Consider the following 17,944-nt stretch of genomic DNA (forward strand, 5'->3'; position numbering starts at 1 on the left):
TCGGTGTCAGAAACTTACGACGAGGCCACAGCTAGGCCAGCGTCATTGATAGCCACTCCCTGAACAAAAACTGGGCATCACCGACGTATCCTCGCAAAAAACAAGGCAAATCCAACCCTGTAGTAACTTAGACGCCGAGAGTGAGATAAACTCAAGGCAATATAGAAACCGAGAGGGAACAGGGAAAACTTTCAGATGACCCAACCGGTCGCCATCAGAGCGCGGCTCTTGCCCACCGAACGCACCAGCATCAACTTAATATTCTTCCTTGCGGGATTATCCTTCGCTTCCTGGGCAGGAAGGCTATCGATCATTGATGATGTTCTGGGGTTCTCCGGGCTCGGACTTGGTTCATTCCTCCTGTGCATGACCTTGGGTACTCTGATCGGTTTGACGATCATCCCTACCATCAGCAAATATCTGCCCACAAAGCGGCTTCTTTGCATCCTTCCTCTTGGCCTAGCCCTATGCCTGCCCATCCTCGGTGTCGCCGTCTCCCTGACGCAGAGCACTTGGCTCGCCTATCTCACGCTCTTCATTAACGGCATCATTTTTGGCTGCCTCGACATCATGATGAACGTCAGCGGCGCAAGAATCGAACGCCAGCTTGGCCGAAGCATCATGCCCTCGCTACACGGCTTTTTCAGCCTTGGCTCACTGGTAGGCGCTGGGTTGGCAACGGCCACGATTGCCATGCATGTTCGCAGCATCTGGCACTTTGCCTTTATTTCTGTCTTGATCATCGCACTCGCATTCGTTGCCCACCTGGGCTTGACCGAATGGGAGAATGAAAACTTCGCCGAACGGGCAAAGGAAAAGGCGCAGGAAGGTTCCAAACCCGCAGGCAACCTCGGATTGCTCCTGCTGCTTGGGCTCATGGTCGCTGGCCTGAGTTTCACGGAGGGTGCCGCCAATGACTGGATTGCGGTCGCAACCGTAGACGGTCATGGCCTGGAGCATAAAGAAGGCGCCCTCATGTTCACGCTATTTGTGGGTGCTATGACGCTTGGTCGATTCCTTGGCGGACATTTGGTCGACCGGCTGGGACACAAATACACGTTGTTGTTCATGGGAACCATCGGCCTCTTGGGTGTCAGCTTGTTCATCGTCGGGTCAAGCCCATATTTGATTGGGCTGGGTTCAGCCATGTGGGGTTTGGGCAGCTCGCTCGGCTTCCCGGTTGGCATGAGCATCGCTGCTTCGCGCACCGAACGTCTCGGTCCGAAGGCCGTCAGCATCATCAGCGCTTTCGGCTACGGAGCGATGCTCGGTGGTCCCCCGCTTATCGGCTTCATCGTTGACGGAGTGGGGCTCCCTCAAGCGTTGTGGATCTGCGCCGCTATTCTTGTGGTCTCCCTTTTGCTCACTCCACGTGTCAGCCGCCGGCCCAGGCTCGCCGACCGCTCGCGCTAAACGGGTAGAACCGCTCGCCCTTTGATGTTGCGCATCACGATCGTGCTGGTCAGCTTCTCAACACCCGGCAAGCCAACGAGGACTTCGTCGTAAACATGCTGATAGTGGCTCAGGTCTTTGGCAAACACGCGCAATAGGAAGTCAGGCTCCCCGAATAACCGCTGGGCATCGACAATCAAGTCTTCTTGTTCGACCGCAAGTTCGAACTCCTTGAGCTGCGCTCTATCCTTTAGCGTCGCGAACACGAGTGCCTCGAATCCCAATCCAACGCGTTCAGGGGCAATTACCGCTTGATAACCCGTGATCACTCCTGAGCGCTCAAGCTCGCGTATGCGACGGTGGCAAGGAGCAACGGACAGCCCGATTTTTGAGGCCAAAGCGGTGGCGCTCATCCTTCCGTCAAGCTGCAGTTCGGCAAGTATCGCGCGGTCCAATTCATCCATGGTTTCAGAGTACCGCACAAATAACTTGCGGGGTTTTGCACTCCTTGCTAATTATTTTGCGTCAATACTCAGTTTTGCCCAAAAACAGGCAAACACATTTGGCTACGTTTTCCCTATGGTGGAGACTACATCAACTCGTCTCTAAGGATGGCCATGGATTTCGCTCAGATAACAGCTTTCCTCCTGATCTCGGTCACCTTGGCCTGCACACCTGGCGCAGACTGGGCCTACATCATTTCTTCGGCATTGCGGAAGCAAAGCTACCAGTCCGCAGTTTGGGGGCTGCTCTCCGGATACCTCGTCCACACTGCATTATTGGTCTGCGGAATCGCAGCGCTCGTCGCCAGCTCTCCCACGGTGCTTATGTGGCTGACCGCCGCAGGATCGCTTTACTTGTTATGGCTCGGAATTTCGACGCTTCGATCGAGCAAGACGGCAACTTTCTTCGAGGTTTCACCCGAAGCAGTAGCTGACGAAATCGACGTGCAGAAGCAAGATCGAGTCGACAGCTTGGGTGGCGCGGCCAGCAGGCCTGTGGCTCTGGCAGCCACGACCGAACAACGGATTTCGCCACGCGGCTCTTTCCTCAAGGGCTTGCTGACGAGTGGAACCAACCCCAAGGCGCTGCTCTTATACGTTGCCCTGATCCCCCAATATCTGGACCCCGCAATGAGCCTGCCCATGCCAGTTCAAACAGGCATGCTCGGACTAACGCACTTCGTGGTTTCCATCGCTGTCTATTTCACGGTAGCTGTCGCGGCTCGCGCCCTGCTTCGCTCCAGGCCTCTAGCCGCACGCATGGTGACGCTTCTTTCCGGAATCATCATGATCCTCTTGTCCCTTGGCCTGATTTTCGAGCAACTTTTCGTCGCCCAGAAAATTTATTGAACACTGATCAAGACAATTGAACAGTGATCAAGTATGCTCTTAATCGATGGTGAATCAACCATGGATTAAACGGCCTCGGTCAGCCAGCAAACGTTGTTGCGCGGCCAAGCGCCTTGAGTATCGCGCTGGAGCTTTTGTGGAACTACCCTCAATCCGATTAGAGAACGTCTTCGTTCGCTACGATAACCGAGACGTGCTCCAGCAGATCAGCATAGACCTCGACGAAAAACGCATCGGCATCATCGGTGCCAACGGCGCAGGAAAAAGCACCTTGTCCCGCCTGCTCAACGGACTCGTACTCCCAACCGAGGGAACCGTACACATCGGTGAGCTCAACACTCGAGAGCATGCCAAACAGATCAGGCGCCAGGTGGGATTCGTCTTCCAGAACCCGGCAAATCAGATCATCATGCCAATCGTTTCCGACGACATCGCATTCGGGCTGAAGAATTTGTCCTTGCCCAAGAACGAAAGGCAAGTGCGAGTTGCGCAGACCCTCGGCGAGTTGAACATTTCCCATCTTGCTGATCGCGAGACCCACACGCTCTCGGGCGGTGAACAGCAAATGGTTGCGCTCGCGTCGGTGCTGGCCATGCGCCCTCAAACAGTAGTGTTCGATGAACCGACAACGATGCTGGACCTGCGCAACCGACTGGCGTTCCAAAAAGAGATCGCCAAGCTCTCGCAACGGGCAATTGTCGTGACTCATGATCTGGAGATACTCGAAGATTTCGAACGTGTCCTTGTCGTCACGGATGGGACCATTGCCTTCGATGGACCTCCGGCCGATGCGATCGCGCATTATCGCCAATGGAGCCACGCATGATCGCGGCGAACAACACTTCCTATCTGGCGCGGATCAAACCCGGCTGGAAGTTCGGCGCTCTACTCGTCCTGAGTATCGCGCTCTACCTCATCACGAACTGGACAGTTCTGCTCGCGCTATTTATCTTCAGCGCTGCGATCCTGCTTTCTGCGCGCGTGGACTTCAAACAGCTGCGATTGCCGCTGATTTCGATAACCATCATCCTCGGAGTGGTTTTCATCCTTCTTGGACTGCAGACCGATTGGTTGAATGCCCTGCGTTCTGTGTTGAGGCTACTGACCATGTGCCTTTTGGCTTACGCGGTCAGCCTCACCACAAAATTCGAAGCGATGTTGGAGCTCTTCCAACAAGTAGCCTCCCCCGTTCGCTTCATTGGTGGGAACCCGGCACAAATCGCTTTGGCATTGTCGATGACCATACGCTTCATCCCTGAGCTGAAAAAGGTCTACACAGAAGTTCGTGAAGCCCAGCACGCCCGGGGCCTGGCGAACAATCCCCTGGCAGTTACAGTCCCGCTTGTCATCCGATCCTTAAAAATCGCCGACGAAACAGCTGAGGCACTGGATGCCCGCGGCTACGATTCAGAGCCAGCCAAGCGTCGATTCTGAGCAAAGCTCCCCCTCACACTCGTATTATCAAGGAACACTAATGTCTCGAAACCCGTCTTCATCACAAACCAAAAACACGGTATATATCGCTGTGTTCGCAGCGATGATCGCTGCCATGGGCCTCCTGCCGCCCATCACGCTGGGCATCATTCCAGTCCCAATCACCTTGCAAACGCTCGGGGTGATGCTCGCCGGCGCATTGCTAGGCCCATGGCGTGGAGCCATGTCATCGTTGGTTGTCGTTGTTCTCGCCATCGCGGGTCTGCCTCTGCTTTCAGGTGGCCGAGGCGGGCTAGGGGTCCTCCTTGGCCCCACCGGCGGATATCTCGTCGGCTGGGTATTCGGATCCCTGGTCATCGGCGCGTTATTCAAATATTGGGTTCTGCGCAGAACCGGTAATGCGGCGCGATTCGCCAGTGGCCTGGCAGCAGTTGTTATCGGTGGAATTGGCGTCATTTACCTTTTCGGCGTGCCGTGGACTTCCGTGGTGACGGGCCTTGACCTTCGGACTTCCCTCATTGGATCGGCAGCTTTCCTCCCCGGAGATGTGTTCAAAGCTGTCGTCACGACATTGGTTGCGTTGACCGTGCATCGTAGTTACCGCGGACTGATGAGCTGACATCATGGGGTTCTGGCAGGCCGTCGCGAGTAGGGCACAGAGCTGCCCTAACAAATCAGCAGTCATCGCTCCTTCTGGCAATTTGACCTTCTCGCAGCTTGCAGGACGAGCACATCGACTCGCTCGAACCTTGAAAAGCCACGAACAACAGCGCATCGGAATGCTAACTCGAGATCCGATCACGATGGCTGTTGGCTTTCACGCTACGTCGCTGGCCGGCAAGACCCTTGTCGTTCTGGATCCTTCCTGGCCACAAGCCTTGCTTGATTCAATGCTCGGAACCCTCGCCTGCAAACTAGTCATCACCGATTGCCCAAACCGGCTCGGCGAGACGGGCCTTGCGGATCCGCTAGTGCTCTCCCCAGAATCCGACTGCAGCCCCTGGGAACTGCACGAACACGAGAATGAACGCGAACTTCTGATCATCTGCACTTCAGGAAGCACCGCAAGGCCAAAAGCGATCAGCCGGACCGCCGACTCATGGCTGGCATCCCTGGCCGCCGGAGCCGAAATACTCATGGCAACTGAGGAAGCAGTTACCCTGTCACCTGGCCCGGTTTCACATGGACTTGGCCTGTATTCCCTGATCGAATCCATTCACACGGGTGGAACGTTCATTGGCGCCGGGCACTGGCGGCCCGAGGCCATCAACTCATTGTTGAGCCAGGTCGCCTGCAATCGCATCGTCAGCGTACCCACCATCCTTGGCCGCCTTCCGACCCACCTCGAACCGCAACATCTTTCGAATATCCGTTGGGTCATCAGCGGCGGCGAAACACTACCAGCACAACTGGTTAGCCGTCTTCATGCCCTGCCTGCACTCGAATCTTGCATTGAGTATTTTGGGAGCAGCGAGCATAGCCTCATTGCTTACGCTCATCGCGGCACTACAGCCAAAGACACCGGATGCTTCTCTGGGCGGCTCTTTCCGGGTGTCTCGGTCCATTTCCATGATGTTGATCCAAAGACCGGTTCCGGCGCCGCCTACATCGATAGCCCTTACAACGCGAACGGCTATGACCCCGCAACGGCACCGCCTATTGCGCAATGCGGCAATTCAACCGGCATTTTGGACCGAGGAATGCAATCGCATGATGGAACCATCACTTTTATGCGCCGCGATGATGGAATGCTGAACCTCAACGGCAATAATATCCATCCCTCGGAGATCATAGACGTCTTGGCAACCCTGAATATCCTGGATGCCACAGTCCAAGTCGAACAGGAAAAGGGCCATTCCCGCTTGATCGTTCATGTTCTCTCCCCCGCCGTTGATAGTGAATACCTTCAGAAGCGGCTCTTTGAACTTCTTCCGGCCTTCAAAGTTCCCCACGAAATCATCGTCCACAAAGCATGGCCACTGACATTCAGCGGAAAATCAAGCGCCATCTGGACGGCGGATGCAACGCCCGAACCCCTCACGAGAATACGTTTACGATGAACAATGCCTACGTAATTGGTGCCCTGCGCACGCCCATCGTCCGAGCTGGCAAGGAATACGCGCGCATCAGCGCAGATCAGCTAATCGCACCGGTGCTGAGCGCGCTGGTGGAACGAGCAGGAATAGCGCCCCACGATGTAGACCACGTTTTTCTCGGCAATGCGGCCGGGCCAGGCGGAAACATTGCCCGGGTCGCGACCCTTGCTTCGACCTTGCCATCCTCGGTAGGTGCAACCAGCTTGGATGCACAGTGTGCCAGCGGGTTGGAAGCCATCTCTGCCGGTGCTCGAATGATCCGCTGCGGCGAGGCGGATATTGTCATTGCCGGCGGCGTCGAATCAGTCACTACAGCTCCGTGGAGAGTAGAGAAACAGGCTTCCGCGCTAACCCCACCTCGCATGTATTCACGGGCCGGGTTCACCCCTGAGCCGGACGCGGATCCCGACATGGGCGTTGCCGCCGAGAACATTGCCACGAGATTCAAGGTCAGCCGCGAGCGCCAAGATGCTTTCGCTTTGCAAAGCCACCGACGAGCAGTCGCCGCGAAATACTCGGGGCTCTTTGACGATGAATTGCTACCCGTCAACACACCGACCGGGCCTATCTCAGAAGATACCTGCCCGCGCCTCTCGCTCGATGCGCGGAAACTCGCTGCCCTGAAACCAGCATTTATGAGCAATGGCAGTGTCACCGCGGGTAATTCCTGTCCCATCAACGATGGTGCGGCCGCGGTACTGATGGTGGGCGAAAAGGTCATGAATGCGCTCAATCCGCCATTTGCTTTGCGCTATTTGGCAACTGCGAGCGGGGCCTGTGACCCGGAGATTCTCGGCATGGCGGCTGTTCCTGCCTACCAGAAGCTCACAAGATTGCTTCAAGACACCGAGCCTGCTGACGCTCGCCTGATCGAGTTCAATGAAGCCTTCGCCGTCCAGGCTCTCGCTTGCCTCGATGCTTTGGGCATCGACCCAGCCATGGCTAATCGTGACGGCGGAGCGCTGGCCCTGGGCCACCCTTATGGGGCCAGTGGAGCCATACTGACTACACGGCTGTTTTGGCAAGCCCAAAAGCAAGGTCTCGAAGGGCAACGGGCCTATGCCCTAATGGCAGCAGCTGGAGGTACAGGCAGCGCCATCGCGTTCGAATCCGTTGTTTCCCAAGCATAGTGTCCAGGCATCTCAGATATTGAGCCGGAGGGCGTCCATCGGTTCTCTACCGTCCTCAGAGAGAGGTCCTCGCAGAAACCCCGGATACCTAAAAACAAGGAAGGCCGCATCCACCCTTTCGGATGAATGCGGCCTTCCTTTCTCATGCGTCGCTCTTAGATGTTGAACCCTAGGGCTCGCATCTGGTCACGGCCATCATCGGTAATGCGTTCCGGACCCCAAGGTGGCATCCAAACCCAATTCAGACGATGGTCATCCACGATGTTCTCCAGCGCCTTGGCAACCTGCTCCTCGATAATATCGGTGAGCGGGCAAGCCGCGGTGGTCAACGTGAGATCCAGAAGCAGCGCGCCGTCGTCAGCGTACTTCAAGCCGTAGAGCAGCCCAAGGTCAACGATGTTGACGCCGAGTTCCGGGTCAATAACGTCCTTCAGGGCTTCCTCAACGTCTTCCAGAGGAGTCGTTACAGCTCCCTGGCTCTGTTCGGTTGATTCACTCATGAAAATACCTTTAGGCCTTGACGTTCAGGTAGCGGTCGTAGCCTTCTTCTTCCAGGCGGTCGGCAAGTTCTGGGCCACCCTGTTCAGCAACGCGGCCGTCCACGAACACGTGTACGAAATCTGGCTTGATGTAGCGCAGAATGCGGGTGTAGTGGGTGATCAGCAAGGTGCCCATGTTGTTTTCTTCCTGAGCGCGGTTAACGCCTTCGGAAACAATCTTCAGCGCGTCAACGTCCAGGCCGGAGTCGGTCTCATCCAAGATCGCGAACTTAGGCTTGAACAGTTCCAGCTGCAGGATTTCCACGCGCTTCTTCTCGCCACCGGAGAAGCCTTCGTTGACATTACGGCCAGCGAAGTCGGCGTCGATCTTCAGCTTGCTCATGGCTTCCTTGACGTCCTTGGTCCAAGTGCGCAGCTTCGGAGCTTCTCCGTCGATTGCGGTCTTGGCGGTACGCAGGAAGTTGGTCATGGTGACACCTGGCACCTCAACTGGGTACTGCATAGCCAGGAACAGGCCAGCCTTGGCGCGCTCGTCGACGCTCATCTCCAGGACATTTTCGCCATCAAGGGTGATACTGCCCGAAGTGACGTTGTAGCGTGGGTGGCCGGCAATGGTCGACGCAAGGGTCGACTTGCCCGAGCCGTTAGGACCCATGATTGCGTGGGTTTCGTCGGTGTTGATGGTCAGGGTTACACCCTTGAGAATTTCCTTCTCGCCCTGCTCGGTTTCAATCGAGACGTGCAGGTCCTTGATTTCCAGAGTAGACATACGTCGTTCCGTTTCTTTCTAAAAAGCTCTGAGGCTAAAAAGCTGGTGAAGCGAGCACTACCTAGTTCTCGGTAGCAGCCAATTCTTCTTCGATGGTGTCGGTCAGTCGCTCCTGCAGAGCTTCGTCGCCGATTTGCTGAACGATTTCGTTCAGGAAGCCACGGACTACCAGGCGGCGGGCGGTCTTTTCGTCGATGCCGCGGGCCATCAGGTAGAACAGGTGCTCATCATCGAAGCGACCGGTGGTCGATGCGTGACCAGCACCATCGATCAGGCCGGTTTCGATTTCCAGGTTTGGAACCGAATCGGCACGTGCGCCGTCGGTCAGCACCAGGTTGCGGTTGGCTTCGTAGGAATCGGTGCCAACAGCTTCCTTCTGGATCAGCACGTCGCCAACCCAAACGGTATGCGCGTCCTTGCCCTGCAATGCGCCCTTGTACAGAACGTTCGACTTGCAGTTGGCCACGGCGTGGTCAACGAACAGTCGATGCTCCAGGTGCTGGCCAGCATCTGCGAAGTACAGGCCGTAGAGCTCGATTTCCGCGCGTTCGCCGGTGAAGCGAGCCGAAGGGTTCACGCGAACCAAGTCGCCGCCGAAGGAAACGGCAATGTGCTTGAAGGATGCACCCTGGGCAACCAGTGCCTGCTGCGACGATGCGTGAACCGCATCGTCTTCCCAAGCCTGCAGGGAGACGACGGTCAGTCGGGCGTTGGCTCGAACATCGAATTCAACGTTCTGGGCCAGCACTGCCGAACCGACGTGATCCAGGATCACGGTGGCTTCCGAGTTTTCCTCGGCCACGATGATCAGGTGCTGAGCGGCTGGAGCCAGCGATTCACCGGTGATGCGAACGCTAGCGTTGGCGCCTTCGGCATTCTTAGGAATGGTCAGAACCTGGGTCTCGGAAGCGAACTTCCAGGCATTGGCCGAAACGCGGTCATCCGGGGTATGGGCGACGCCATTCAGCGCGTCATCAGCGGACACGACCGAAAGCTTGGCGATGTCGTTGCCGGTCAATTCAACCTTGGGAGCAGCGCCAGTGAGTTCTTCACTGTGCAGGCCCTTGAGTCGCTTGAGCGGGGTGAAGCGCCAATCTTCTTCACGACCGGTCAGCTTCGCGAAATCTTCCACGTTGGTGCTGGTCAGTCGACCTGCGCGTGAGGAGTCCGGAACGCCGACGCCGCCGCCATGGCTATGGGCCTTGGCAGAGGCTCCGCCCAGGGGCGAGCTGTCATTGTCGTTGATCGGCGAAAGGTCTTCGCCCTCTTCGGTGAAACCAGGGATGGACGGGGCGCCGATGCGCACCTTCTCATCTGGGATATGGGTGGTGGTCTCCGACATTCTTAGCCGACCGATCCTTCCATCTGAAGTTCAATAAGGCGGTTCAGTTCCAGCGCGTATTCCATTGGAAGCTCACGTGCAATTGGCTCGACGAAGCCACGCACGATCATTGCCATCGCCTCGTCCTCGGCCATGCCGCGGGACATCAGGTAGAACAGCTGCTCTTCGGAAACGCGGGAAACGGTTGCCTCGTGGCCCATGGTTACGTCGTCCTCGCGAACGTCGATGTATGGGTAAGTGTCCGAACGCGAAATCTGGTCAACCAGCAGCGCGTCACAAACCACCGAGTTCTTGGTGCCCTTGGCGCCTTCCTGAACCTGGACCAGGCCGCGGTATGCCGAACGGCCACCGTTACGAGCCACCGACTTGGCCACAATGGCCGAGGAGGTGTTCGGAGCGATGTGAACCATCTTCGATCCGGTGTCCTGGTGCTGGCCTTCGCCGGCGAAGGCGATGGACAGGGTCTCGCCCTTGGCGCGTTCGCCAACGAGGTAGACGGCAGGGTACTTCATGGTGACCTTGGAGCCGATGTTGCCATCGACCCATTCCATGGTTGCGCCTTCTTCGCAGACGGCACGCTTGGTCACCAGGTTGTAAACGTTGTTCGACCAGTTCTGGATGGTCGTGTAGCGAACGCGGGCGTTCTTCTTCACGATGATTTCCACAACGGCGGAGTGCAGCGAGTCCGACTGGTAGATCGGTGCGGTGCAACCTTCGATGTAGTGGACGTACGAACCCTCGTCGGCGATGATCAGGGTGCGCTCGAACTGGCCCATGTTTTCCGTGTTAATGCGGAAGTACGCCTGCAACGGGATCTCTACGTGTACGCCCTTAGGAACGTAAACGAAGGAGCCACCGGACCACACAGCGGTGTTCAGGGAAGCGAACTTGTTATCGCCTGCAGGGATAACCGAGCCGAAGTACTCTTCGAAGATCTCCGGGTGTTCCTTCAAACCGGTGTCGGTGTCGAGGAAGATCACGCCCTGGGCTTCAAGGTCTTCACGCAGCTGGTGGTAAACGACCTCAGACTCGTACTGGGCAGCCACGCCGGAAACCAGGCGCTGCTTTTCAGCCTCGGGGATACCCAGCTTGTCGTAGGTATTCTTGATGTCTTCAGGAAGTTCATCCCACGTCGCTGCCTGCTTTTCAGTGGAGCGAACGAAGTACTTGATGTTATCGAAATCAATGCCCGAGAGGTCTGGACCCCAGGTTGGCATTGGCTTGCGATCGAAGTACTTCAGCGCCTTCTGACGGCGCTCCAGCATCCATTCTGGCTCGGACTTGAGGGCGGAAATATTCGCCACAACGTCCTTGTCGACGCCGCGGCGAGCGTTGGCACCCGCGTCGTTCTTATCTGACCAGCCATATTCGTAATTGCCGATTCCATGGAGTTCGGGGTTCTTCTCCAGAATTTCGGAAATTACACCTGGGTCGGCAGACTCCTGTGCAATCTGATCCGTCATCGCGGCCTCTCCTGCTTCGTGAACTGAATTCGAGTTCTCTTCTCGGCGCGCATCGGCGCCTTTTCACGTCCCACGGGGATGTGGGTCGTGCACACGTGTCCGCCACCTGCCAAGGTCGACAATCGTCGAACGTCAACACCCAGCAGACGGGCGAACATTTCAGTTTCGGTGTCGCAAAACACCGGAAACTCTCGTGCCAAGTCTTGTATCGGGCAGTGCCCCTGGCATAGCTGAACGCTATGCATCAAAGCCGTTGCCACTTTTGTATCAACTTTTCGGGTGTACCCCACGAACCCGTCGGAGCTGAGCATATTACTCAGAACCTCGGCTCGTGCTTCCAGCCCTTCAACCCCGGCCAACGCCTTGGCGTACCGGGTTTCCATTTCGGCGAAACGATTACGCGCGAACTTACGAATCGCATCGTCACCGGCAGCTTCACCAAGCATCTTCAGTGCATCGGTAGCAATTTCCAAATAGTCATTGCCCAGCTTGGTCTGGCCGCGATGCGAGAGCACGTAGCGACGAGACGGACGGCCGGCACCCGACTTCTGGTTTGCCACCAGTTTCACCTCAACGAGCCCCGATTTGGAAAGCGCATCAAGGTGACGGCGAACTGCAGCTGGCGTGAAACCTAGCTTGTTGCCAAGTTCGGCTGCACTGACCGGCCCGTCCTCAAGTACTGCATAAAGGACGCGGTCGCGCGTGCGTTCTTCGGTATCCCCAACTGCACCAACCGTTTCGGCAGTGGAGCCACTAGCTGAGTCTAAATTTGATGAATACACAACACAATCATGCGTAAATTTTCGCCCCAGGTCTAGTAAGGAAGGACTTACTAAGGGAGAGCTTGCCCACTTCTCGATCCATACCTTATTAACCAGCTACACCTTTTATTCTCTCGCTCATGCGTGACGGTGGCGAGTGTTGGTGACACAGTCCTCAAATATTGGAGTTCGACATGTCGTAGAATGTTTTGGTGTCTTCCGTAACCCCCAGTCTCATCATCAATGAACTGGCCAAAGATTTAGGGCCAGTACCCGCCTTGGACAACCGCATGCTGCGGGTCCTCGAGTCGGTGTCCCTGAAGGCTTACCCCGGCCAAGTCACCACGCTTCTCGGCGCTAATGGCGCAGGCAAGTCAACAACTTTGGCGTGCGCTCAGGGTTTGCTGCAGCCAGAGGGCGGCACGGTCGAGCTACTGGGGCAAAATCCGTTCGGCGACAACCCCGAGCTTCGATCGCGCGTAGGCGTCATGCTCCAGGATGGCGGCCTACCACCATCAATGCGCCCGGTCCCCCTTTTGCGTCACGTCGCCTCGCTTTATCAAAACCCAATCGACATTGACGCGCTGATTGCCCGCCTGGATCTTAAATCCTTTGGCACGCGCACCATTCGCCGCCTTTCCGGCGGGCAGAAACAGCGCGTGGCCCTCGCCATCGCGCTAGCCGGAGATCCAGAAGTCGTATTCCTCGATGAGCCGAGTGCAGGACTGGATCCGCAATCCCGCCAGGTAGTGTTCGACCTCATCGCCGAACTGCGCGATGCCGGCAAGGCCATCATCCTGACGACGCATTTGATGGATGACGCGCAACGCCTGAGCGATTACGTGTACATCATCGATAAGGGATGCACTGTCGCGCAGGGAACCGTTGCCGAGCTCACTGCACGCGCCGCGGAAGATCAGGATGCTCGCCCCATCTCCTTTGCCGCTCGTCCCGGCCTGAACCTGCCCGAGGCACCTGCTGGGCTGTATCTCTCGGAGACTTCGCCTGGTGAATATCGCTTGGATGGAGTCAGCTCCCCCGAACACCTGCATTGGCTTACTAGCTGGTGGATGAAGGCAGGCGTCCTGCCGACGCATCTGAACCTGCAGGCTCGAAGCCTCGAAGATGTATTCCTCGAATTCGCACACAAGGAGGAACACGCGTGAGCCAACAAGCTGCGGTCAATAACGCCGTTTCACCAATCAAACGCATCCTCATTCAAGGAAAATACGAATCCTTGCAAATGTTGAGCAATGGTGAACAGCTCATTCTCGCGGTGGTCATGCCGATGATCGCCCTATTCGTTCTCACGCTAACGGACCTCCTCGACGGCGTTTCCGAACGGAGCATCGATGCCGCAGTTCCCGGCGTTTTAGCATTGTGTGTCATCTCCACTGCCTTCACGGGCCAGGGCATCGGAACTGGGTTCGATCGGCGTTACGGTGTACTGAAGATGTTCTCCACCACGCCACTGGGTAAAACCGGACTGATTTTCGGCAAAGTCATCGCGGTGCTCACCGTACTGGTGATTCAAGTAGTCCTCATTACAGTAGTCGCCCTTTTCATGGGCTGGGAACCAAACCCCTGGGGCATTGCCCCGGCCGTCCTCTTCCTGCTGCTTGGGGCTGCCGCGTTCACTTCACTTGGGCTGCTAATCGCTGGCACGGTTCGCCCAGAGGCAACCTTGGCGATCACTAACCTCGCCTGGATTCTTCTGGCCGGAGCCGGAGGCGTGCTGTACCCGCTGAGCATGGCGCCGGCATGGATCCAGCCGACACTCAACGCCCTGCCATCCGCGGCGCTTGGCGATGCGATGCGCGAGGCGTTGATCTCCGGACATTTCAGCATCGCTGGACTTATTTTCTTGGTTCTCTGGTCGGCAGCTGGCTCATTTGCAGCCATCAAGCTCTTCAAGTGGAACTAGCCAATACATATATCTTCAAGGGAGATTTCCATGTCTTCAGACTTGGCCGCTAAAAGCTGGGCCGACAAGCTGCCAACGAAGGTCACTCGCCTCGTACATGGCCTCGCGATTGCCTCGTTGATCTCTCAGGTCGGCATCATCGTTACCGGCGGTGCAGTCCGGCTGACCGAATCGGGACTGGGGTGCTCGCACTGGCCCAACTGTGTTCCAGGCTCGATGACGCCAGTGCCGGCAATGGGCATCCACGGCATTATCGAGTTCGGCAACCGCACTTTGACCTTCGTGCTTTTGGCGATTGCAGTGGCATTCCTCGTCTCGGTTTGGTCGATGCGACGGACTCACTCCACTTTGTTCAAGCTTGGGCTGACCCTCTTGCTGGGCATCCCAGCCCAGGGCGTCATCGGCGGCATCACAGTATGGACCGGGCTGAATCCATGGGTTGTGTCCCTGCACTTCCTGCTTTCAGGAACCCTGGTGATCCTGGCTACCATGCTGGTCAATCGCACGCGTACTGAGCTGAAGGCCCAGGAGAATCCGGCAACTACAAAGACCATTCGCCAGACCGCCACCGCGGCATGGATCTTCAGCATCCTCGCCGTCATCCTGGGCACCATTGTTACTGGAACGGGCCCGCACGCCGGGGACGCAACGACGCCTCGCCATATGTTCGACCCGCTGCTGGTGACCCGCATGCACACGGCGCCGGTGTACCTGCTGATTATCGCCACCGTCGCATTGCTGGTCCTGGTCTACAAAGCTGGCGGCAATGCCCGCTTGCGCTCGTCTGTCTGGTGGCTGGTAGCTGTCATCTTAATTCAGGCAGCCATCGGATACACTCAGCACTTCACTGGATTGCCCATCGGGTTGGTGCTCCTGCATATGCTTGGAGCCAGCTTGCTGCTGGTATCCAGTACCGACACATGGGATCGGACCTCGCTTCTCCCCAAGTACCAGCGAGTCGATAACTAACTTCGCAGAAAAGCTCGGGTGGCCATGCAAATCATTGCATGGCCACCCGAGCTGTTTTACATGGCCTTGCGACCGCGGTCCAGTTACTAACCTGCCGCGTTACGCTTCTCGAACCACAACAAGCCGTACAAGCCGAAGTAGAAATACGTTATGCCCCCGAGCCAGAACGCGGCCATCAGCATTCCCTGATCAATGATGGACAGGGCAGCCAGTCCAGCACCAACGACGCTGGTTGCCCAAAGAGCGACCCTGTATCTGAGCAGGAATCCTACGCCGCATAGTAGGCCAACGGCCGCGTAGGCGTAGGCACCGCCCCCTTCGACAGCTCCGGTGGCCAGCCCGCCCAAGACGAATAGCACAGGGATCAGCAAGGCCGCCGCTCCGATCAACTGGATGGTGCGTGAACGCTTGGCTCTACGGTCCTGGCTGAGCTTTAGATTATTGGCTCCGGCGAGCATCCAGGCGGTAACCATCGATGGCACGAAGAACATCCCCAAGCCGGTCCCGCAGAAAATCACCACAATCGTCATGACGATTGCAGCGGCGAAACTGTATTTGCGCGCAATCACCGGCCGCATCACCGCCGAGGCAGCAACCATCAAGGCAAGTGCCAAGAAAATCAGGAGCTGTATCGCGGCGAAGATATCCGAGTAGCCGTAATTGCTACTCAGCCCTTGGAGGTCCACCGGCCCGAAGGCCATATCGACGATTGTTGAATCCGAGGATCGTGAAACGATGGCGGCGAACAATCCGGTCACCAAGGCGACAATGCCCAGCACACGTCGAATCGTCCGCATTCGAGGCGAGTTCCCATCCTGCATGAGGTCATCCAGATATGGCGCAGCCACAGCTTGTGGTGAACCGAGCGCAGCAAGGATCTCCCTGTCGTTGCGTCCCCGTTCACGGCCCTCATCGATATGCGCCGCAATATCTTCAACAAGATCGCGTCGTGCCTCTACAGGCACATGTCGCAATAGACGATCCAAAGAACGCAGATAGGACTCCACGCTGTGGTTTTCAGCTAGCTTCCCCATCTTGCCCTCCAAGCAATTGTTCGACCTGCTCAGTGATGTCAGCCCAGACAGCACGAAATTCCTTTAGCATGACCCGTCCACGGTCGGTGATTGAATAGTATTTTCGCTTCCGGCCTGCCCCACCTTCTTCCCAGCGGGTCTCGACCAAACCCGCCGTTTTCATGCGGGCAAGGAGCGGATACAAGCTGCCTTCCCCAGCAGTCAAATGCAGTTTCGTCAGTTCTTCAGCAAGCTCCAGCCCATACTTGTCTTCGCTTGCCAAGGAACCCAGAACGCAATATTCGAGCACGCCCTTGCGAATGTTGGTTGCTATCTTTTCACGCTGTTCAAGCATGATCCGAGAATACCTTGCATAACAAGACTTGTATAGCAAGATTTACTTTCGCAGCTCGGCCATCTTGGAATAGCTTGGTTTCAAGCACGCAAAAGCCCCTCCGCCAATCCAAGGATTTTCGCGAAGGGGCTTGCGGATTATGGAAGCTACAACGGCAATTAGCCGAAGAGCGGATTCCCCACAAAAGGATCAATTGCCAAGGCCAAGAAGACAATCGACAAGTAAGTGATGGAAATGTGGAAGACCTTCATGGCCTTGCGATTCACTACCGCAGGCTTGTGATCGCCCTGAGCTTCACGGTAGAGGACATGCGATTCGTAGATGAACCAGATGCCCGCGCCACCGGCAATCGCCGTATAGACGATGCCTGCATGACCCAGCGGGACGAGCAGGAGTGAGCAAACGACGGTTGCCCATGCGTAAAGAACGACCTGGACCGACACGCGTCGAGCGTTGGCAATCGCACCGAGCATCGGAACCGACGCAGCGTTGTAATCGTCCGCATACTTCATCGATAGCGGCCAGTAATGAGGTGGAGTCCAGAGGAAGATGACCAGGAACAGGATGACCGCTGGCCATTCAACGGTTTCTTTCACAGCCGCCCATGCGATAAGCACTGGCATGCAGCCGGCGATACCGCCCCAAACAATGTTTTGGGCGGTGCGGCGCTTCAGGATCATCGTGTAGAACACTACATACAGCAAGATGGCAGCTAGGCCCAGGGCGGTAGTCAGCGGATTGGTTCCGACCCACAGCACGACCAGCGAAGCAATTGCCAGAGCCCACGAGAAGATCAGTGCCTCTTTAGGCGTCAGGTCGCCGGTGACCAAAGGACGTCCCTTGGTGCGCTTCATCAGCTTGTCCATGTCGCGATCGATATAGCAGTTGAAGGCTCCCGATGCACCAGCAGCCATGGCGCCGCCGACAAGAGTGGAGATCATCAACCACACCGGCGGGAATCCTCGCTGGGCAAAGATCATGGTCGGGAAGGTGCTCACTAGCAGCAACTCGATAACGCGAGGTTTGGTCAACGCCAAATAGGCGCCGGCCTTGCGCTTCACATACTCTCCGGTACTTTCGCCAGGCTGACGCGAGGCGCGAGGCACGGATGCTCCAGCGACACTTTGAGTCTTCAATTAAACGCACTCAGTTCTTCACGGGTACAAGATAGACAAAGTTCATTCTACGCCCGATAGAAATTCTTTGAAACTCCAAACCGGAGAGTTCTTCGGCAAATATTGGTGATCTCTATCAACCCGAATATCCCGTCAATCCCCTATGGGCAACCAAGGTGGTCGCGATTCAGGGGGAGTTCCTCTAACGGAGAACATCGCCCCATGCCGACCATTTCTTACTGACTTGCGCGTCACTAAGTCTCAATATTCGGACAGCCACATCGGAACCCGGCACGCGGACGAGGCGTCACGAGCCAGTAATTGTTAGA

At 56.7% G+C, this 17,944-nt stretch carries 19 protein-coding genes; 10 read left to right on the forward strand and 9 right to left on the reverse strand.

The window, feature by feature from the left end:
* Positions 1-195: 195 nt before the first annotated feature.
* Positions 196-1,413 carry an MFS transporter gene (locus D3791_RS00755; protein WP_061951926.1) on the forward strand — a complete coding sequence of 406 codons (1,218 nt, stop codon included), beginning with the start codon at positions 196-198 and terminating at the stop codon, positions 1,411-1,413.
* Here the strand turns inward: D3791_RS00755 and D3791_RS00760 are convergent.
* Positions 1,410-1,856, reverse strand: coding sequence for an Lrp/AsnC family transcriptional regulator (locus D3791_RS00760; RefSeq protein WP_022876376.1), 447 nt, complete (start codon positions 1,854-1,856; stop codon positions 1,410-1,412). The genes D3791_RS00755 and D3791_RS00760 overlap by 4 nt on opposite strands.
* Positions 1,857-2,009: 153 nt before the next feature.
* On the opposite strand from D3791_RS00760, the gene D3791_RS00765 reads away from it, so the two are divergent.
* The 6 genes from D3791_RS00765 to D3791_RS00790 all read left to right on the forward strand — a co-directional run bounded on the left by D3791_RS00765 (position 2,010) and on the right by D3791_RS00790 (position 7,404).
* Positions 2,010-2,744 carry a LysE family translocator gene (locus D3791_RS00765; RefSeq protein WP_172511029.1) on the forward strand — a complete coding sequence of 245 codons (735 nt, stop codon included), beginning with the start codon at positions 2,010-2,012 and terminating at the stop codon, positions 2,742-2,744.
* Between the two features lie 193 nt (positions 2,745-2,937).
* Positions 2,938-3,570: an energy-coupling factor ABC transporter ATP-binding protein gene (locus D3791_RS00770; RefSeq protein WP_246242242.1), complete on the forward strand. Its 633-nt coding sequence runs from the start codon at positions 2,938-2,940 to the stop codon at positions 3,568-3,570.
* Positions 3,567-4,178, forward strand: coding sequence for an energy-coupling factor transporter transmembrane component T family protein (locus D3791_RS00775; RefSeq protein WP_172511031.1), 612 nt, complete (start codon positions 3,567-3,569; stop codon positions 4,176-4,178). Before D3791_RS00770 ends, D3791_RS00775 begins: the two co-directional genes overlap by 4 nt.
* 40 nt (positions 4,179-4,218) lie before the next feature.
* Entirely contained in the window at positions 4,219-4,797 is a 579-nt protein-coding gene (locus D3791_RS00780) for a biotin transporter BioY (protein WP_022876380.1), read from the forward strand.
* A 4-nt stretch (positions 4,798-4,801) separates the two neighbouring features.
* Complete coding sequence (locus D3791_RS00785; protein WP_172511032.1) at positions 4,802-6,238, forward strand: class I adenylate-forming enzyme family protein; 1,437 nt, start codon at positions 4,802-4,804, stop codon at positions 6,236-6,238.
* Positions 6,235-7,404: a thiolase family protein gene (locus D3791_RS00790; RefSeq protein WP_172511033.1), complete on the forward strand. Its 1,170-nt coding sequence runs from the start codon at positions 6,235-6,237 to the stop codon at positions 7,402-7,404. The genes D3791_RS00785 and D3791_RS00790 overlap by 4 nt, the downstream gene beginning before the upstream one ends.
* A gap of 155 nt (positions 7,405-7,559) precedes the next feature.
* Here the strand turns inward: D3791_RS00790 and D3791_RS00795 are convergent, their stop codons facing one another.
* The 5 genes from D3791_RS00795 to D3791_RS00815 form a co-directional block, all read right to left on the reverse strand.
* Positions 7,560-7,904, reverse strand: coding sequence for a metal-sulfur cluster assembly factor (locus D3791_RS00795; protein ID WP_022876384.1), 345 nt, complete (start codon positions 7,902-7,904; stop codon positions 7,560-7,562).
* Between the two features lie 10 nt (positions 7,905-7,914).
* Positions 7,915-8,673: a Fe-S cluster assembly ATPase SufC gene (gene sufC / locus D3791_RS00800; protein WP_172511034.1), complete on the reverse strand. Its 759-nt coding sequence runs from the start codon at positions 8,671-8,673 to the stop codon at positions 7,915-7,917.
* Positions 8,674-8,734: 61 nt separating this feature from the next.
* Positions 8,735-10,015: a Fe-S cluster assembly protein SufD gene (sufD, locus tag D3791_RS00805; RefSeq protein WP_172511035.1), complete on the reverse strand. Its 1,281-nt coding sequence runs from the start codon at positions 10,013-10,015 to the stop codon at positions 8,735-8,737.
* A 2-nt stretch (positions 10,016-10,017) separates the two neighbouring features.
* On the reverse strand, positions 10,018-11,478 hold the full coding sequence (gene sufB, locus D3791_RS00810) for a Fe-S cluster assembly protein SufB (protein WP_022876387.1): 1,461 nt from the start codon (positions 11,476-11,478) through the stop codon (positions 10,018-10,020).
* Positions 11,475-12,260 (reverse strand): helix-turn-helix transcriptional regulator, encoded by a 786-nt coding sequence (locus D3791_RS00815; RefSeq protein ID WP_022876388.1) that lies wholly within the window; start codon positions 12,258-12,260, stop codon positions 11,475-11,477. Before D3791_RS00815 ends, sufB begins: the two co-directional genes overlap by 4 nt.
* Before the next feature lie 191 nt (positions 12,261-12,451).
* Between D3791_RS00815 and D3791_RS00820 the strand changes: the two genes are divergently transcribed.
* The 3 genes from D3791_RS00820 to D3791_RS00830 are packed head-to-tail and all read left to right on the forward strand — an operon-like array spanning position 12,452 to position 15,132.
* Positions 12,452-13,405 (forward strand): ABC transporter ATP-binding protein, encoded by a 954-nt coding sequence (locus tag D3791_RS00820; RefSeq protein WP_425483128.1) that lies wholly within the window; start codon positions 12,452-12,454, stop codon positions 13,403-13,405.
* A complete protein-coding gene (locus D3791_RS00825; RefSeq protein ID WP_246242243.1) occupies positions 13,402-14,163 on the forward strand; it encodes an ABC transporter permease in 762 nt (253 codons plus the stop codon). Before D3791_RS00820 ends, D3791_RS00825 begins: the two co-directional genes overlap by 4 nt.
* Positions 14,164-14,193: 30 nt before the next feature.
* Positions 14,194-15,132 (forward strand): COX15/CtaA family protein, encoded by a 939-nt coding sequence (locus tag D3791_RS00830; protein ID WP_022876391.1) that lies wholly within the window; start codon positions 14,194-14,196, stop codon positions 15,130-15,132.
* A gap of 86 nt (positions 15,133-15,218) precedes the next feature.
* On the opposite strand, the gene D3791_RS00835 is transcribed toward D3791_RS00830, so the two are convergent.
* The 3 genes from D3791_RS00835 to D3791_RS00845 all read right to left on the reverse strand — a co-directional run bounded on the left by D3791_RS00835 (position 15,219) and on the right by D3791_RS00845 (position 17,606).
* A complete protein-coding gene (locus D3791_RS00835) occupies positions 15,219-16,166 on the reverse strand; it encodes a DUF1700 domain-containing protein (protein ID WP_022876392.1) in 948 nt (315 codons plus the stop codon).
* Positions 16,150-16,500 carry a PadR family transcriptional regulator gene (locus D3791_RS00840; RefSeq protein ID WP_022876393.1) on the reverse strand — a complete coding sequence of 117 codons (351 nt, stop codon included), beginning with the start codon at positions 16,498-16,500 and terminating at the stop codon, positions 16,150-16,152. The genes D3791_RS00835 and D3791_RS00840 overlap by 17 nt, the downstream gene beginning before the upstream one ends.
* A 158-nt stretch (positions 16,501-16,658) precedes the next feature.
* Complete coding sequence (locus D3791_RS00845) at positions 16,659-17,606, reverse strand: heme o synthase (RefSeq protein ID WP_052165298.1); 948 nt, start codon at positions 17,604-17,606, stop codon at positions 16,659-16,661.
* Between the last annotated feature and the right edge of the window lie 338 nt (positions 17,607-17,944).

It is taken from the genome of Glutamicibacter mishrai, assembly GCF_012221945.1.
Lineage (GTDB): Bacteria > Actinomycetota > Actinomycetes > Actinomycetales > Micrococcaceae > Glutamicibacter > Glutamicibacter mishrai.